This window comes from Halobiforma lacisalsi AJ5 (assembly GCF_000226975.2).
Classification (GTDB): domain Archaea; phylum Halobacteriota; class Halobacteria; order Halobacteriales; family Natrialbaceae; genus Natronobacterium; species Natronobacterium lacisalsi.
Map to the genome: position 1 here is coordinate 3,732,371 of NZ_CP019285.1, position 15,096 is coordinate 3,747,466.

At 68.6% G+C, this 15,096-nt stretch carries 11 protein-coding genes; 5 read left to right on the top strand and 6 right to left on the bottom strand.

The annotated features are described in order from the left end of the window. Positions 1–5: 5 nt before the first annotated feature. The 3 genes from CHINAEXTREME_RS18175 to CHINAEXTREME_RS18185 all read left to right on the top strand — a co-directional run bounded on the left by CHINAEXTREME_RS18175 (position 6) and on the right by CHINAEXTREME_RS18185 (position 4,192). On the top strand, positions 6–2,306 hold the full coding sequence (locus CHINAEXTREME_RS18175) for an AAA family ATPase (RefSeq protein WP_007140815.1): 2,301 nt from the start codon (positions 6–8) through the stop codon (positions 2,304–2,306). 193 nt (positions 2,307–2,499) lie between these two features. Then, the gene (locus CHINAEXTREME_RS18180) at positions 2,500–3,309 is read left to right on the top strand and encodes an ABC transporter ATP-binding protein (RefSeq protein WP_007140814.1); all 810 of its coding nucleotides are present in this window, start codon (positions 2,500–2,502) and stop codon (positions 3,307–3,309) included. Positions 3,310–3,364: 55 nt separating this feature from the next. Then, a complete protein-coding gene (locus CHINAEXTREME_RS18185; protein WP_007140813.1) occupies positions 3,365–4,192 on the top strand; it encodes a hypothetical protein in 828 nt (275 codons plus the stop codon). Between the two features lie 37 nt (positions 4,193–4,229). On the opposite strand, the gene CHINAEXTREME_RS18190 is transcribed toward CHINAEXTREME_RS18185, so the two are convergent. Then, positions 4,230–4,601 carry a cupin domain-containing protein gene (locus CHINAEXTREME_RS18190; protein ID WP_007140812.1) on the bottom strand — a complete coding sequence of 124 codons (372 nt, stop codon included), beginning with the start codon at positions 4,599–4,601 and terminating at the stop codon, positions 4,230–4,232. A gap of 212 nt (positions 4,602–4,813) precedes the next feature. On the opposite strand from CHINAEXTREME_RS18190, the gene folP reads away from it, so the two are divergent. Continuing rightward, a complete protein-coding gene (folP, locus tag CHINAEXTREME_RS18195; protein WP_007140811.1) occupies positions 4,814–7,354 on the top strand; it encodes a dihydropteroate synthase in 2,541 nt (846 codons plus the stop codon). 27 nt (positions 7,355–7,381) lie between these two features. Here the strand turns inward: folP and CHINAEXTREME_RS18200 are convergent, their stop codons facing one another. From CHINAEXTREME_RS18200 to CHINAEXTREME_RS18210, 3 genes are all read right to left on the bottom strand, one after another. Then, the gene (locus CHINAEXTREME_RS18200; RefSeq protein WP_007140810.1) at positions 7,382–8,458 is read right to left on the bottom strand and encodes a double zinc ribbon domain-containing protein; all 1,077 of its coding nucleotides are present in this window, start codon (positions 8,456–8,458) and stop codon (positions 7,382–7,384) included. A 284-nt stretch (positions 8,459–8,742) separates the two neighbouring features. Then, complete coding sequence (locus CHINAEXTREME_RS18205) at positions 8,743–9,678, bottom strand: thiamine pyrophosphate-dependent enzyme (protein WP_007140809.1); 936 nt, start codon at positions 9,676–9,678, stop codon at positions 8,743–8,745. Positions 9,679–9,681: 3 nt separating this feature from the next. Beyond that, positions 9,682–11,586, bottom strand: coding sequence for a 2-oxoacid:acceptor oxidoreductase subunit alpha (locus tag CHINAEXTREME_RS18210; RefSeq protein WP_007140808.1), 1,905 nt, complete (start codon positions 11,584–11,586; stop codon positions 9,682–9,684). Positions 11,587–11,845: 259 nt separating this feature from the next. Between CHINAEXTREME_RS18210 and CHINAEXTREME_RS18215 the strand changes: the two genes are divergently transcribed. Then, positions 11,846–13,714: a 2-oxo acid dehydrogenase subunit E2 gene (locus CHINAEXTREME_RS18215; protein WP_007140807.1), complete on the top strand. Its 1,869-nt coding sequence runs from the start codon at positions 11,846–11,848 to the stop codon at positions 13,712–13,714. Between the two features lie 15 nt (positions 13,715–13,729). On the opposite strand, the gene CHINAEXTREME_RS18220 is transcribed toward CHINAEXTREME_RS18215, so the two are convergent. Beyond that, a complete protein-coding gene (locus tag CHINAEXTREME_RS18220; protein WP_007140806.1) occupies positions 13,730–13,963 on the bottom strand; it encodes a UPF0058 family protein in 234 nt (77 codons plus the stop codon). 68 nt (positions 13,964–14,031) lie between these two features. Beyond that, a complete protein-coding gene (locus tag CHINAEXTREME_RS18225; RefSeq protein ID WP_007140805.1) occupies positions 14,032–15,096 on the bottom strand; it encodes an NAD(+)/NADH kinase in 1,065 nt (354 codons plus the stop codon).

Consider the following 15,096-nt stretch of genomic DNA (forward strand, 5'->3'; position numbering starts at 1 on the left):
GCTCCATGAGTGGGTCGGATCCGGACCCGGACCCGGGCTCGAGCGCGAACGGCGACGGCGTGGAGCTAACGGTACGGGCCGCCGAGAAACGGGACGCCGGGCGCGGCGTGGCGCGGATCCCGGAGTTCGCGCGGCGACAGCTGGGCGTTCTGAGCGGCGATACGGTGGTCATCGAGGGCGACGCGACGACCGTCGCGAAGATGTGGCCAGCCGATCCGTCCGTGCCCGAGAACGTGGTCCAGATCGACGCCGACACGCGGGCGAACGCGGGCGTCCACGTCGGCGACACCGTCGTCGTCCGGACGAAAGACAAGTCGTCGATTCAGGAGGCCCAGCGAGTGACGCTTATCGCCCCGCCCTCGCTGTCCGACGACGAGCGCCAGGTCGCCGAGCGCAAGGCGACCAAGAAACTTCGGAACCGGCCAGTCCGGGCCGGCGAACAGATCCGCGTCGAGGGGTTCGGCCAGGAGCCATTCAAGGTGGTCGACACCGATCCCGACGGCGACGTGCGCATCTCGAGTACGACGACGATCCGGATCGTCGACACGCAGGGGAGGAAACCCGATCGGGTGAGTTCCGGATCCGGAAGCACGGAGCGTTCCGGGTCCACCGGGTCGACCGATACGTCCGCCGGCAGCACCGATACTGACACCGACGACGCCGACCTCGAGACCGAACTCGAGGGCGGCGACTCCTCCGAGACGGGCGGCGGCTCCGGGCCGAGTTCCGGCGTCACCTACGAGGACATCGGCGGGCTCGACGAGGAACTCGAGTTGGTCCGGGAGATGATCGAACTCCCGCTGTCGGAGCCGGAGCTGTTCCAGCGGCTGGGCGTCGAGCCACCGTCGGGCGTCCTGCTGTACGGCCCGCCGGGCACCGGGAAAACGTTGATCGCCCGCGCGGTGGCCAACGAGGTCGACGCCCACTTCGAGACGATCTCCGGCCCGGAGATCATGTCCAAGTACAAGGGTGAAAGCGAGGAACAACTGCGCCGAACCTTCGAGCGGGCCCGCGAGGAGGCCCCGACGATCATTTTCTTCGACGAGATCGACTCCATCGCGGGCGCTCGCGACGACGAGGGCGACGCCGAGAACCGCATCGTCGGCCAGTTACTGACGCTGATGGACGGTCTCGATGCCCGCGGCGAAGTGATCGTCATCGGTGCGACCAACCGCGTCGACACGATCGATCCTGCCCTGCGCCGCGGCGGCCGGTTCGACCGCGAGATCCAGATCGGCGTTCCCGACGAGAAAGGTCGAAAGGAGATCCTCGAGGTTCACACCCGCGGGATGCCCCTTGCTGACAACGTAAGCGTCGACGCCATCGCCCGCCGGACCCACGGATTCGTCGGCGCCGACCTGGACGCGGTCGCGAGCGAGGCGGCGATGGCGGCGATTCGTGACCGGCCGACCGACGCGGGCGATCGGGTCGAGTGGAACCGGGATCCGGTCGTCGAGAAGCGCCACTTCGACGAGGCGCTGGCATCCGTCGAACCGTCCGCGATGCGGGAGTACGTCGCCGAATCGCCCGATACCGACTTCTCGGACGTCGGCGGCCTCGAGGACGCGAAGGGGACTCTGCGTGAATCGGTCGAGTGGCCCCTGACCTACGATCGGCTGTTCGAGGAGACCAACACCCACCCGCCGTCGGGCGTCCTGCTGTACGGCCCGCCGGGGACCGGCAAGACGCTGCTGGCCCGGGCGCTGGCCGGCGAGACGGACGTCAACTTCGTCCGCGTCGACGGTCCGGAGATCGTCGACCGCTACGTCGGCGAGAGCGAGAAGGCGATCCGGGAGGTGTTCGAACGTGCCCGCCAGTCCGCGCCGTCGATCGTCTTCTTCGACGAGATCGATGCAATCACGGCCGCACGCGGGGAAGGCCACGAGGTCACCGAACGCGTCGTCTCGCAACTGCTGACCGAACTCGACGGAATGCGGGAAAACCCCAACCTCGTCGTGCTCGCCGCCACGAACCGCAAAGAGCAGATCGATCCCGCACTCCTGCGCCCGGGACGACTCGACACCCACGTGCTGGTCGGCGAACCCGACCGCGAGGCCCGCGAGAAGATCCTCGAGGTTCATACCCGCGGGAAACCGCTGGACGAGGACGTCGACGTGCGCGAACTCGCCGCCGAACTCGAGGGATACACCGGCGCGGACCTCGAGGCACTGGTCAGAAACGCCTCGATGAAGGCGATCCGCGAGGTCGCGACCGAGTACGATCCCGAGGCGGCCAACGAACGGGCCGACGAGGTCGTCATCGAGCGTCGTCACCTCGCGGAGGCGAAGGAGTCGATCGACCGCTGAATTTCGGTGTCGGCTCGCCTTGGGTCCGATAGCGGTCTTCATCCCGAAAAGAGACACGAGCACCTGTGGGTCCGAGAAGCGAGCGACGGCCACCCCTGGAGGAGGGCTATGACTGCACGCCGACGCGGGACCCCGCTCGACGCAATTGACAACGAAGTAACGGCTTTAACCCCTGGGGGACGAAACGGGAGGTATGCCTTCCGCCCCTGCCGACGGTGACGCCTCCGCCCCCGCCATCGAGACGTCCGGGCTGACGAAGCGCTACGGCGAGACGACCGCCGTCGCGGACCTCGACCTCGCGGTCGACCGTGGGACCGTCTACGGCTTTCTGGGCCCGAACGGCGCGGGTAAGACGACGACGATGCGGATGCTGACGACGTTGACCCCGCCGACTGCCGGCACCGCCCGCGTCGCCAGCCACCCCATCAGCGACCGGGAACGCGTCACGCCCCACATCGGCTACCTGCCCGAGGAGCCGCCGATCTACGACGAACTCAGCGGGCGCGAACAACTCGAGTACGTCGCCGGACTGCGGGACCTGCCCGAACGCGAGGTCACGGACCGCATCGAGTCGCTGCTCGACCGGTTCGACTTGCTCGCCGACGCCGACAAACGCATCGAGGAGTACTCGAAGGGAATGCGCCAGAAGGTGGGCGTCATTCAGGCGGTGTTACACGAACCCGCAGTGGCCTTCCTCGACGAACCCACGAGCGGGCTCGATCCCCGTGCCGCGCGGACGATGCGGGACACGATCGCCGAACTCGCCGACCGCGAGATGACGATCTTCCTCTCGACGCACATCCTGCCGGTGGTCGACGAACTGGCCGACGAGATCGGTGTCCTCCACGACGGTCGCCTCGTCGCGGAGGGCGACCCCGAGACGCTGAAATCCCGCGCGGAGACCGGCGACGCTCGCAGCCTCGAGGACGCGTTCCTCGAGGTGACTCGGGAGTCGCCCGACCGAGGGGCCGACGACGTGGCGGCGAACTCCTCGCCCGAATGAGTCGTCACGAACGTGGTGGTAAATCTACAGGTGATCGGCCGTGGAAGCTCCGTGCATGGTCCCTTCGCTTCCTCGTCCCTCCCCGGCGGCGGTCGCGACCGGCCTCGTCGGCGGCGTCGGCAACGCCGCCGTCGCCGTCGCGCTGTACGCCCGTGCTGACTATCCCGCCCTCGAGTCGACGGGCGAAACCGCGCTCGTCGTACTGGCCGCGTTTCTGGTCGGCTTCGTCCCGCTGTTTCTCGCGGCCTCCGCCCGACTCGTCGCTCCTGCCCTCGGCTTCCTCGGACTCGTCGCCGGAACGGTCCGGCTCGAGGTGACCACTCCCGCTCCCGAGTGGGGCGAACTGGGGGAGTACGTCGTCGTCGACGGGCCGACGCACGTCGGCAGCTACGTCGATGCCTGGTACCTCTGGCTCGCGCTGGCCGCACTGTTGGCCGTCGCGGAGTTCGGGCTCCGTCGGCGGTACAGCATCGGCGACGGGCGGCTCCGGAACCTGCCCGATGGGCCGCTCGAGCGGTCGAGCCGCTACGCGGTCGTCGTTGGAACCGCCGTCCTCGTCGGCATCGCGACGTCATTGCTGGTCGTCGACGCGGGGATCAGGCCGCCCGCGCTGACGTCCGTCGTCTTCGCGTTCGCAGCCGCCGTGACGGCCGTTCCGCTCGCCGCGCTGTTCGAGGACGGCGCGCTCGCGCCGCTTGCCCTCTTCCCGGCGGTCCCGTACGTCCTCGTCCTCGAGGTCTTCGTGACGACCGACAGCCCCGTTCACATCCTGCTGTTCGGGCCTTACGCCGTCGTTCTGGCCGTCGTCTGGGCGCTCGAGCGCCGGCTCCGGTCCCGGCTGCGGGCAAGCGGGGGTTCGGTCGGGGCGGACGAGCCGGTCTGAACCGCGAAAACGGTACCGTTGTCTCCAGTAGCGCGACTCAGGGATCGAACACGCCGCGGCGCAGCCCCTCGCGGACGGGGTCGTGCTCGGCGTCGGTCGGGGGCGGGCTCGTCACGAGCATCGCCTCGAGCCGTTCGTCCTCGTCGGCGCGGACGCCGCGGTCGACGTCGGCGGGGACGACGACCACGTCGTCGGGTTCGACCCGGTGTTCCTCGTCCCCTTCCCGGACGACGCCGGATCCGTCGCGGACACAGATGGCGACGTCGCTGCCCGGCGCGTGAACGGGGATGAACTGGCCGGGCTCGAAGTAGCCGAGGACGACTTTGATCCGGTCGTTCGCGAAGACGGGCTGTGCGGAGAACTGTTCGTCGTCGTACTGCCGTTCGGCGTCGAAGTCTGTCGCTGGCATGGGTATCGACTGTTTAGGTTGGCCTAAACAAGCGTGCGAACGTTGGTCGGTTCGCCACGTCGGCCTTCCGCCGAACATGTCGGACGTCCGTGGACCGCGGACCGGGATGACGACCCACGAACCGCGGGACGGTCCGGCAACCGGACGGTCGACCCGACCGACGCTGGACCCGAGTCCGACACGCTAAAGCGGCCGGACTGGCTGGTTCGGGTATGGAGTATCACGAGGCGGCGGACTTTTGCTTCGGTCTGCGGCGGTTCCGTCCGAAGCCGGGGACGGAGTCGACCGCACGGTTGCTCGCCCACCTCGAGGATCCCCACGAGGACGTCGATTTCGTGCAGATCGCCGGCTCGAACGGCAAAGGGAGCACGGCCCGGATGCTCGAGCGGACGCTCCGGGAGGCCGGGCTAACCGTCGGGCTCTACACCTCGCCGCACCTCGAGGACCTGCGCGAGCGGATCCGCGTCGACGGGCGCAAGATCCCCCGCTCGGCGGTCACCGACTACGTCGAGGCGGTCCGGGAGTACGTAACCGAGCGGGCAGCGGACGGCGACTCCCCGACGTTCTTCGAGGTGATGACCGGAATGGCGCTGTGGCACTTCGGCCGCGAAGAGGTCGACGTGGCCGTCCTCGAGGTCGGCATCGGCGGCCGCTACGACGCGACCAGCGTCGTCGATCCGGTCGCCAGCGCGGTGACCAGCGTCACCTTAGAGCACACGGGCATCATCGGCGAGACCGAGGTCGAGATCGCCGAGGACAAGGCTCACGTGGCCCCGGACGACGCGCCGCTGGTCACCGGCGTCTCGGGCGACCCGCTCGAGGCGATCCGGGAGGTCGCCGGCGAAGTGGTGACGGTCGGTCGTGAAAGCGGGACCGATCCCGACGTCAGGGTCACCTACGACGGTCGCCGGAACCACACCGAAGCCGCCGTCTCGATCGCCGGCGACGGCTGGGACATAGAGACCAGGATCCCGCTCCCGGGCGCCCACCAGGCCGCGAACGCGGGCATCGCCGCGACGCTCGCCCGGCAGGTCGCCGACGTCTCGACCGACGAGATCGCCCGCGGCCTCCGGAGCGCCCACTGGCCCGGCCGGTTCGAGGTGATGGACACCGAGCCGCTTGTCGTCCTCGACGGCGCGCACAACCCCGGCGCCTGCGAGACCCTCGCCGAGACGCTCGGCACCTACGAGTACGACGACCTCCACTTCGTCGTCGGCGCGATGCACGACAAGGACCACCGGGAGATGGCCGCCGCGCTCCCGACGCCGACGACCGTCGTCGCCGCCGAACCGCCCCTCGACCGCGCCGAGGACCGGGAGGTGCTCGCCCGCGTGTTCGACGATGCCGGTGCCGGAGACGTCCGAACCGAGGCGTCGATCCCGGACGCGCTCGCCGCGGCCCTCGAGACCGCCGACGCCGACGACTGCGTGCTCGTGGCCGGATCGCTGTTCGCGGTCGCGGAGGCCCGCTCGCGCTGGACCGTCGACGGCGTCCCCAAACGGATCCAGGATCTCGAGGACGCCCGCGAGACCCTCGAGGAGGCGAACGTCCCGGCCGAGGACGCCGACCGAACCGGCGAGAACGCCGTCCACCGCGTCGTCAAGACGAACCTGAGCTATCGGGGGGCCACCCGCCTGAAGGAGGAACTGCTCCGGCTCGGGGGGGACTGTGCCCTCTCCGGACACGGCCACAGCCCCGGCAACGACGACGAGCGCGTCGACGCCGTCCTGATGGGCACCCTCGCACAGTTCGAGGAGCTGCTCGAGTCGATCGACGACGAGTCGGGGCCATCCGGGCTCGCGGACGTCGCACGGGAACTCCGATCGACGCTCGAAATCGAGAGTCAGGACGTGGACGACGCTACCGTCACCGCGCCGGGAACGGACGACACCACGAAGCGGACCGACGACGCTGGAGTCACGGCGGCCGACCGCTGGCCCTGGGCGGACCGCACCGCCGTCATGGGGATCCTCAACGTCACGCCGGACAGCTTCCACGACGGCGGCGAGTACGACGCCCTCGAGGATGCGCTCGCCCGCGCCGAGGCGATGGTCGAGGCCGGCGTCGACGTGATCGACGTCGGCGGGGAGTCGACCCGTCCCGGTGCCGACCCCGTCCCGATCGAGGAGGAGATCGACCGCGTCGTCCCCGTGATCGAGGGGATCCGCGACCGCGGTCTCGATGCCCACGTGTCGGTCGACACGCGCAAGGCGGCCGTCGCCGACGCCGCCCTCGAGGCCGGCGCGGACATCGTCAACGACGTCTCCGGCCTCGAGGACCCCGAGATGCGGTTCGTCGCGGCCGAGCACGACGCCGGTCTGGTCGTGATGCACAGCATCGACGCGCCGGTCGTCCCGGACCGTGACGTCGAGTACGACGACGTCGTCGAGGACGTCATCGACCAGCTCTCGGAACGGATCCTGCTCGCCGAGAAGGCCGGCCTCGACCGCGAGAACGTCGTCGTCGATCCGGGGCTCGGCTTCGGCAAATCCCCTCGGGAGAGCTTCGAACTGCTCGGTCGCACTGACGAGTTGCGCGCGCTGGGCTGTCCGATCCTCGTCGGCCACTCTCACAAGTCGATGTTCGGTCACGTCGACCGCGAAGCGGGCGATCGACTCGAGGCGACAGTGGCGGCGACGGCCCTCGCGGCCGACCGGGGTGCCGACGTCGTCCGGGTCCACGACGTCCCCGAGAACGTCGCGGCGGTACGGACGGCCCTCGCGGCGCGGGATCCGGACCGCTTCGAGTGGTAGCGCAGGCCGGAACGCCCTCGGTCGTTCTCACTCCCGTTCGTCGGTCAGCCGTTCTGACGGGTCCGCAGCCGTTTCCCGATCGAGTTCGTCCAGGCTCGGCCTCGAGTCGCGGTCGTCGACCCCTGCCGGCCCCGCGGCGGTCCCGAAGAGATCCGTCTCGGCACAGTCGGGACAGTAGTGGTTGTACCGCATCGCGTGCGTTCGGACGGGGACTCCCGCGACGACCGTCTCGTCCCGGCGTCGGCGGACCACGCCCCCGTCGAACGGGCCGTTACAGACCACACACCGTTCGTCGTCGGTCTCACCGGGACCGACCACCCGGTGGTCCACAGTCCGGACCCGGCCGAAGGCCGTGATCCCGTGTCTGCGCTCGAGGCGTCGCCTGAACGCGGGTGCGGCGTAGAGTCCGAGCGCGGCGAACGCGAGGCCGAAGAGCCCGGCTGCGATAGAGCCGCCTGTGAGCCCCGCCATCAGGAGGACGCCGCCGATCAGCAGGAAGAACGCCGTCAGCAGGTAGGCCGAGAGCGTCGCCAGCGCGTTCCCGCCGGTCGCGTCCGATCCCTCCGCGGACCGCTCCCGCGCCCCCGGAGCCCGGACTGACCGGCCGTCGACGGAGAGGTGCCGGCGCTCGGCCAGTTCGGAGTAGTGGTACCAGCCGTAGAGGAGGTTGCCCAGCCCGCCGGTGAGAACGAGGAGGACGACGTGGACGGGGATCGAGCCAACGTCGCGGTCGACGAGGACGACTCGGTCGCCGTAATCGTGCTCGAGTGTCCAGCCGGCCTCGAGGTAGCGACGCACCCGCCGGCGAAACGCCCGGCGGGCCGCCCGATCCCGATCGACGCCGGAGTTCGCGTTCGAGCGGGAGGTCCGCGAGGACGACGTCGACCTCCCGCTCGAGTCGAGGCCGGTCCGGGGCTCCCCGCAGTTCGAACAGAACTCGTCGCCGCGGTCGAACGGCTCACCACACGACGGGCAGTACGTCGGCAGCGACGACTCCTCGAGTACCGTGCCACACTGGAGACAGAAGTTCGCGTCGGGGGCCGCGTCGGCTCCGCAGTCGGGGCACTCGCGGGGCGAACCGGCCGCCGGGTTCTCGGAGGGCATGTGTTGGGTTCCCGTTCGACCTATTGATCTGCTATCAATTAATACCCCCGTTGACGTCCGGGTGCGACCGGGAGACGTTCTCGGTAACAATCTACAGGCGGAGCAGGCCGAGTGCCTCGGCGTCGTTCGAAAATCTTCGATTTTCGTGATGACGAGACGCCAGAGGCGTCTCGAACCACTTGACCCGAGGCGGTTCACCGGCCGACGACACGCAGGACTCGCGGAGAGCGACCGACGAACGAAGGACGCGAAAACGGAGAACCGACGTCTCGTCGTCGACGGCGTTATTTGTGGCGCTCGAGCAGGTCGTAGCTCCGCTCCCACTCGGCGTCGTCGTCGAAGTAGCGCTCGGCTAGCGGTTCGTCGGGCATCTCGCCGACGGCGCGCTTCTCCTCGGTGTAGGACGGACGGTCCTCGTCGACGTAGTACCGGCCGGTGAGGACGGTCCCCTCGTTGAGGACGTTCTCGGTCTCGCGCATCATCTCGGCGGCTTCCTCCCGGTCCGTGACGTCGAAGTCGTAGTCGTCGGACTCCTGGACGTCGACGTACGGGACGTACTGACGGGCGTCCTTGTTCCAGGTCGGACACTGGGTGAGGAAGTCGACGTGTGCGAACCCGTCGTGTTCGATCGCTTCCGCGATAATCTCCTTGGCCTGGTTAGGGTTGACCGCGGCCGTACGAGCGACGTAGCTCGCGCCAGCGGTCAGCGACTGCGACAGCGGCCGGATCGGCGTCTTCGCGCTCCCCGAGGGCTGGGTCTTGGACTTGTGGCCCTTCGGGCTCGTCGGCGAGGTCTGGCCCTTCGTCAGGCCGAAGATCTCGTTGTTGAAGACGATGTACGTGATGTCGTGGTTCTCGCGGGCAGAGTGGATGAAGTGGTTCCCACCGATCCCGTAGCCGTCGCCGTCCCCACCCGCGGCGATGACCTCGAGGTCCGGATTCGCGAGCTTCGCTGCGCGGGCGACCGGCAGCGCTCGGCCGTGGATCGTGTGGAAGCCGTACGTGTCCAGGTAGCTGTTCAGCTTGCCCGAACAGCCGATCCCGGTGACGGTCAGTACTTCTTCGGGGTTGCGACCGACTTCCGGGAGCGCCTGCTTCAGCGATTTGAGGACGCTGAAGTCGCCACAGCCCGGACACCAGGTCGGCTGCGGTTCGACACCGGGCGTATACTCTTCCCGGTCGGTCTCTCGTTCGTCTCCGATCGCGTTGAATGCACTCATGGGTTAGTCACCTGCAGCGGGTTCGATTCGTACCTGTGCAGTCGGTTCGCGGTCCTCGTCGGCGATGTTGACCTCGAATCCCTCGACGATCTCCGCGGGCTCGAAGGGGTTGCCGTTGTACTTCAGCAGGCTCGTCATCTTCTCGCCGAAGCGGCCGAGTTCCTTCTGGACGAGGCCGCGGAACTGGGCGGTAGCGTTCATCTCGACGACGATCGCCTCGTCGACGCTCTCGAGGAACTCCGTCATCTCGGCCTCGGGGAACGGCATCATGTCGGAGACGCTGATGCCCTTTACCGAGTGACCCTGCTCGTTCAGGCGGCCAACGGCTTCCTCGACGGCACCCTGGCTCGAGCCCCAGGTGATGATACCGTAGTCGGCCTCCTCGTCGCCGAAGTAGGTCTGGGTGGACTCGCGTTCCTCGTCGAGTTCCTCCCGGATCGACTCGAGTTTCTCGAGGCGTCGGTCCATCTGGTAGACGCGGTTGTCGGGGTCCTCGCTGATGTGACCGACGGGGCTGTGTTCGTTCCCCGTCGCGAGGTAGCGACCGTTCTGCTGGCCGGGTAGCGAGCGCGGCGCGACGCCGTTCTCGGCGTTCTCGTAGTCGAAGCGCTTGAACTTCCCGGAGTTATCGTGTGCGGCCTCGCGAAGCTCTTCCTCGGTCAGCGTCGAGCCCAGGTCCGGCGACGGTTCGCGGTCGAAAAAGTCGACGTCGACGTTCTTGTTCTCGCCGGAGAGCTTCTGGTCGTAGATGAGGATGACCGGGATCTGGTAGTCCCAGGCGATGTCGAAGGCCAGTCGGGTCTGCTCGTAGGCCTCCTCGATCGTCCCCGGCGCGAAGACGACGCGCTGGGAGTCGCCCTGGCTCGTGTAGAGGACGTGCTCTAGGTCACCCTGCTCGGGCTTGGTCGGCATCCCGGTCGAGGGACCGGCACGCATCGCCTCGACAAGGACGAGCGGCGTCTCGGTCATCTCGGCGAGGCCGAGCGGTTCGCTCATCAGGGCAAAGCCGCCGCCCGAGGAACCGGACATGGCCTTGACGCCGGCGTGGCTCGCGCCGACCGCGAGCGCCGCCGCGGCGATCTCGTCCTCGACCTGTTCGGAGACGCCGCCCATGTCGGGGAAGTTCTGGCTGAGGATGGTGAACACGTCGGTCCACGGCGTCATCGGGTAGCCGGAGATGAACCGACAGCCGGCGTCGATCGCGCCGTAAGCGATCGCGTTCGATCCCGACAGCAGCGCCTGCTCGGTCTCGTGGGTGCCCTCGGGGGCACGGAGGTCGTGCTCGAACTCGTACTCGTCCTCGACGATCTCGTAGGCCTCGTGGAGGATCTCGAGGTTGGACTCGAGGACGTCCCCGCTCATGGCGTCGGACATCAGGTCCTCGATGTGCTCGAGTTCCATGTCGAGCAACGCGGCGGTAACGCCGACCCCGGCCGTGTTTCGCATGACCTCGCGACCGTGTTCCTTCGCCAGTCCGCGCAGGTCCATCGGGTAGACGTGCCAGCCGTTCTCCTCGGCACGTTCCTCGAGGTTCAGTTCCTCGACGTCCTCCTCGCTGATGAGGCCCTCGTCGTAGACGATGACGCCGCCCTCGCGGAGGTCGTCCAGGTTCTCCGAGAGGGGCTTGAGTTCCTCGTTGCCGTAGTAGGCGTCCTCGCTGGGGTTGCGGGCGAACGAGTCACCGAGCGCCAGCAGGAAGTTGTAGCCGTCCCCCCGCGACTGTACTTCGTGGTCTGCGGCCCGGATCTCGACGTACGTGTGGCCACCCCGTATCCGTGACGGATAGTGGCGGTGTGTAAATACGTCGAGCCCCGAACGCATCAACGCTTTCGCGAAGTTCTGGCTCGTCGAGTCGATTCCGTCTCCGGAACCGCCTGCGATTCGCCAGATGAGTTCGTCGTCGCTCATAGGTAAATCAGTGGCCGGTGGGCCAACCGTACCTGTGATTTCCCCTACTGAACCTAAAGCCTTTGCTATACATTACCAAGAATTTTTCGTGAAGAATGGGCAGTCGTTCAGAATTACGAATGAAAGATTATTACTGTACCGCTAACTGCCGACCTCGATTTCCGTTCATCGACGGACGGATCCGTGAGTTGGACGCCATCGGCCAACCACATTGTGGGTCGACGATATCTTTTACCGTCCGTTCGTGGTACCTTCACGCATGGGGTACATCGTCCGGATGCCGAAACTCGGCCTCGAGATGGAACGCGGGACCTTGCTCGAGTGGCACGTCGAATCGGGGGAGTCGATCGAAGAGGGGGACCTCGTCGCCGAGGTGGAGTCCGAAAAGAGCGTCGGCGAAGTCGACGCCAGGGAAGACGGCGTCCTCCGGCGCACCTATCTCGAGGCGGGGGCAGAGGTTCCGCCGGGGACGCCGATCGGGATCGTCGCACCGGAAGACGAGTCGATCGACGACCTCGAGGCCGAAGCCGAGGCGGATCTCGACCTCGAGGAGGGCAGCGAGGCCGACGCGGAGGAGACGGCCGAACCGGGCAGCGTCGAAGCCGGGCGGGCAAGCACTGCTGCGGCGGACGAGAGCACCGCCGGCGGCGATGACGGGGACGTGCGTGCGTCCCCGCGCGCTCGAGAGCGTGCAAAGGAGCTGGGGGTTGCCCTGGAGACCGTCGAGGGGACGGGCTACCAGGGTGCGATCACGGAAGACGACGTCGAGGCGGCCGCGGAGGCAGCCGACGTCGGCCAGCCAAACGCCTCCCCGCGCGCCCGAAAGCGAGCGGAGGAACTGGGCGTCGACCTCGCGTCCGTCGAGGGAACGGGTTACCAGAGTGCGATCACGGAAGACGACGTCGAGGCCGCGGCCGAAGCCGCGGAGACGGCGGCCGGCGGCAGGACCCTCGCCGAAGAACGCGCCTTCGACGGGATGCGTCGCACGATCGCCTCGCGGCTGAGCGAGAGTTACCGCGAGGCCGTCCACGTGACCGTCCATCGCGAGGCCGACGCCGAAGCGCTGTTCGCCGCGGTCGACGCCGCCGACGACGCCCTCGAGACCGACGTCTCCCTCCAGGACCTCCTCCTGCTGGCGGTGTCGGCGACGCTCGAGGACCACTCCGCGTTCAACGCGACTTTCGAGGACGACGCTCACCGGATCTGGGCGGAGCACAACCTCGGGGTCGCCGTCGACGTCGAACAGGGGTTGATCGCGCCGGTCCTGCGCGACGTCGGCTCGAAGTCCCTGTCGGAGGTCGCCGAGGAACGCCGCGACCTCGTGGACGACGCCCTGAGCGGCGACTACACGATGGACGACCTGCGCGGCGGGACGTTCACGGTGACGAACCTGGGCGTCCTCGGCGTCGAGTCGTTCGATCCGATCATCAACCCGCCGCAGGTGGCGATCCTCGGCGTCGATGCGATCGAGGAGGAGCCGGTCCGTACCGAAGCCGGCGACGTCGAGTGGCGACGTCACCTCCCGCTCGACCTCTCGTTCGACCACCGGGTCGTCGACGGCGCGGACGCCGCCCGGTTCCTCGAGACGCTGGTCGGCCACCTCGAGGAGCCGACGTCGCTGCTGCCGGCGGAGGTCGACCTCGAGGCCGGGGGAGCGACCGCCGCCGGAATCGCCGACGGAGCCGGTTCCAGCAGCGGGACGACTGGCTCGAGCGATGGGACGGAGATGCCCGGCCGCACCGTCACCGCGACGAACCCCGACGGCATGCGCGGCCGGATCGAAGCGGGCTCGTTCGAGTGGGGGTACGACGAACCCGCGGACAGGGGCGGCACCGAAACCGATCCGACGCCGGTCGACGTCTTCCTCGGGGGGCTGGCCTCCTGTCTCTCCCTGAGCACGCGCTACCAGGCCGACAAGCGCGACGCCGACGTCGGGGAGATCTCTGTGACGACCGACGCCGACCCCGAACACGGGAGCGTCGAGTCGATCGAGGCGACGATCCACCTCGAGTCCGACGAGGACGACGAGACCGTAGAGCGGATCGTCGAACTCGGCGAGCGGGGCTGTCACGTCTCGCAACTGCTCCGGGAAGACCTCGAGTTGGACCTCTCGTGGGACCGCCACTGAATCCGTGTCGGGGGTTCACTGCCGGGGCGCTGGTACCTCCGTTTCGACGGTGATAGAACGGACGATTCCCCAGAGCAAGAGCCGCACCGCCCGCTTGTGATCCCGCTTCGCCCGGTGGACGTGCATCGGGCGCGTTCGCTGGTGGTCGTAGGCCGCGAACGCTTCCGGGTGGACGTCGCCACGATCCGCCATCGCTCCTCGAATCTCGCGCAACAGGGCATGCAGGTTGATCAGTTCGTCGCGACGCATTGGACCCACCAACCGTCGCCCCCGGCAAAACCGTTGCCCTGAAAACGAAACCCGGGGCCGGCGACCGGCTATTCGGGCCCCGACGACGCCGTCGAACCGACGTCGAACCCGCCGTTTCGGGCGCCGATCTCGAGGGCCCGCGACGCGTCGACCAGACGCGGGCCGTCCTCGATCGGCCGCAGCTCGGCCGTCGCGTCGGTGGCCTCGAGTTCGCGCTCGCCGTCCGCGCCGACGACGCCGTCCGCGAGGTCGAACGTCACGGACTCGCCGGGTTCGAGCCATCGCCAGGACTCGATCCCGACCGTCGCGAGGACGCCGGGCGCGACGACCGCGCGAACGGTCCGGTCGGCCGTGGACGGCTCCTCGAGGCGAACCGCGACGCCGCCGGGATCCTCCCCGGCGACGGGTGAGTCCACGAGCGCGCCGGCGACTGCCGGGAGGCCGACGTCTCCCGGATGCGCCCGGGAGACGACGCCGCCCCGCAGGTCGGCCGGATCGAGCAGCGCGCGGGTTCCGACGAACGACCGCGACGAGAGTTCGGCGGACGCGAGCGCGGTCAGCCGGCGGCCGTCGCCTGATGCGGTGCCGGATCGCAATTCGGCTTCGACCCGCCCGTGGCGCGTCGTCACCGCGTCGGCCGGCACGGCCCCGGAAGCGACGAGCGCGGCCGCAGCACCCGCGAGCGTGCCGTCGATCGGGGTGGGAACGACGTTGTTCGTCCCCGTCGACACGGCGACGACGGGCACCGGACCGATCTCACCGGCGACGTCGCGGGTCGTCCCGTCGCCGCCGAGGACGACCGCCGCGTCAACAGTCTCGCGGAAACGCGCCGCCGCGGTCCGGGTATCGGCCGCCGTCCCCTCGAGGTCCATCTCGAGGAGATCCGTCGCCAGCGACTCGTCGGCGGTCTCTATGGCGTCGACGGCGATGCCGGTCCGATCGGGCATCGCGACCACCTCGACCGGCGGGTCGGCGAGGGTCAGCCCCTCGAGGACGCACTCGGCGACCCGACGTTTCGCGTAGTTGTCGACGACGCTCGCGCCGCCGGTGAGCCGGCGGACGTCCCGGCCCGCGGCGGGGTTGACGAGCAGGCCGACCCGGGCGCTGGACCGGGACCGATCGGCGTCGACCAC

Coding starts and splice junctions, on each gene's coding strand:
- CHINAEXTREME_RS18175 (WP_007140815.1), top strand. CDS start 6: ATGAGTGGGTCGGATCCGGACCCGGACCCGGGCTCGAGCGCGAACGGC.
- CHINAEXTREME_RS18180 (WP_007140814.1), top strand. CDS start 2,500: ATGCCTTCCGCCCCTGCCGACGGTGACGCCTCCGCCCCCGCCATCGAG.
- CHINAEXTREME_RS18185 (WP_007140813.1), top strand. CDS start 3,365: ATGGTCCCTTCGCTTCCTCGTCCCTCCCCGGCGGCGGTCGCGACCGGC.
- CHINAEXTREME_RS18190 (WP_007140812.1), bottom strand. CDS start 4,601: ATGCCAGCGACAGACTTCGACGCCGAACGGCAGTACGACGACGAACAG.
- folP (WP_007140811.1), top strand. CDS start 4,814: ATGGAGTATCACGAGGCGGCGGACTTTTGCTTCGGTCTGCGGCGGTTC.
- CHINAEXTREME_RS18200 (WP_007140810.1), bottom strand. CDS start 8,458: ATGCCCTCCGAGAACCCGGCGGCCGGTTCGCCCCGCGAGTGCCCCGAC.
- CHINAEXTREME_RS18205 (WP_007140809.1), bottom strand. CDS start 9,678: ATGAGTGCATTCAACGCGATCGGAGACGAACGAGAGACCGACCGGGAA.
- CHINAEXTREME_RS18210 (WP_007140808.1), bottom strand. CDS start 11,586: ATGAGCGACGACGAACTCATCTGGCGAATCGCAGGCGGTTCCGGAGAC.
- CHINAEXTREME_RS18215 (WP_007140807.1), top strand. CDS start 11,846: ATGGGGTACATCGTCCGGATGCCGAAACTCGGCCTCGAGATGGAACGC.
- CHINAEXTREME_RS18220 (WP_007140806.1), bottom strand. CDS start 13,963: ATGCGTCGCGACGAACTGATCAACCTGCATGCCCTGTTGCGCGAGATT.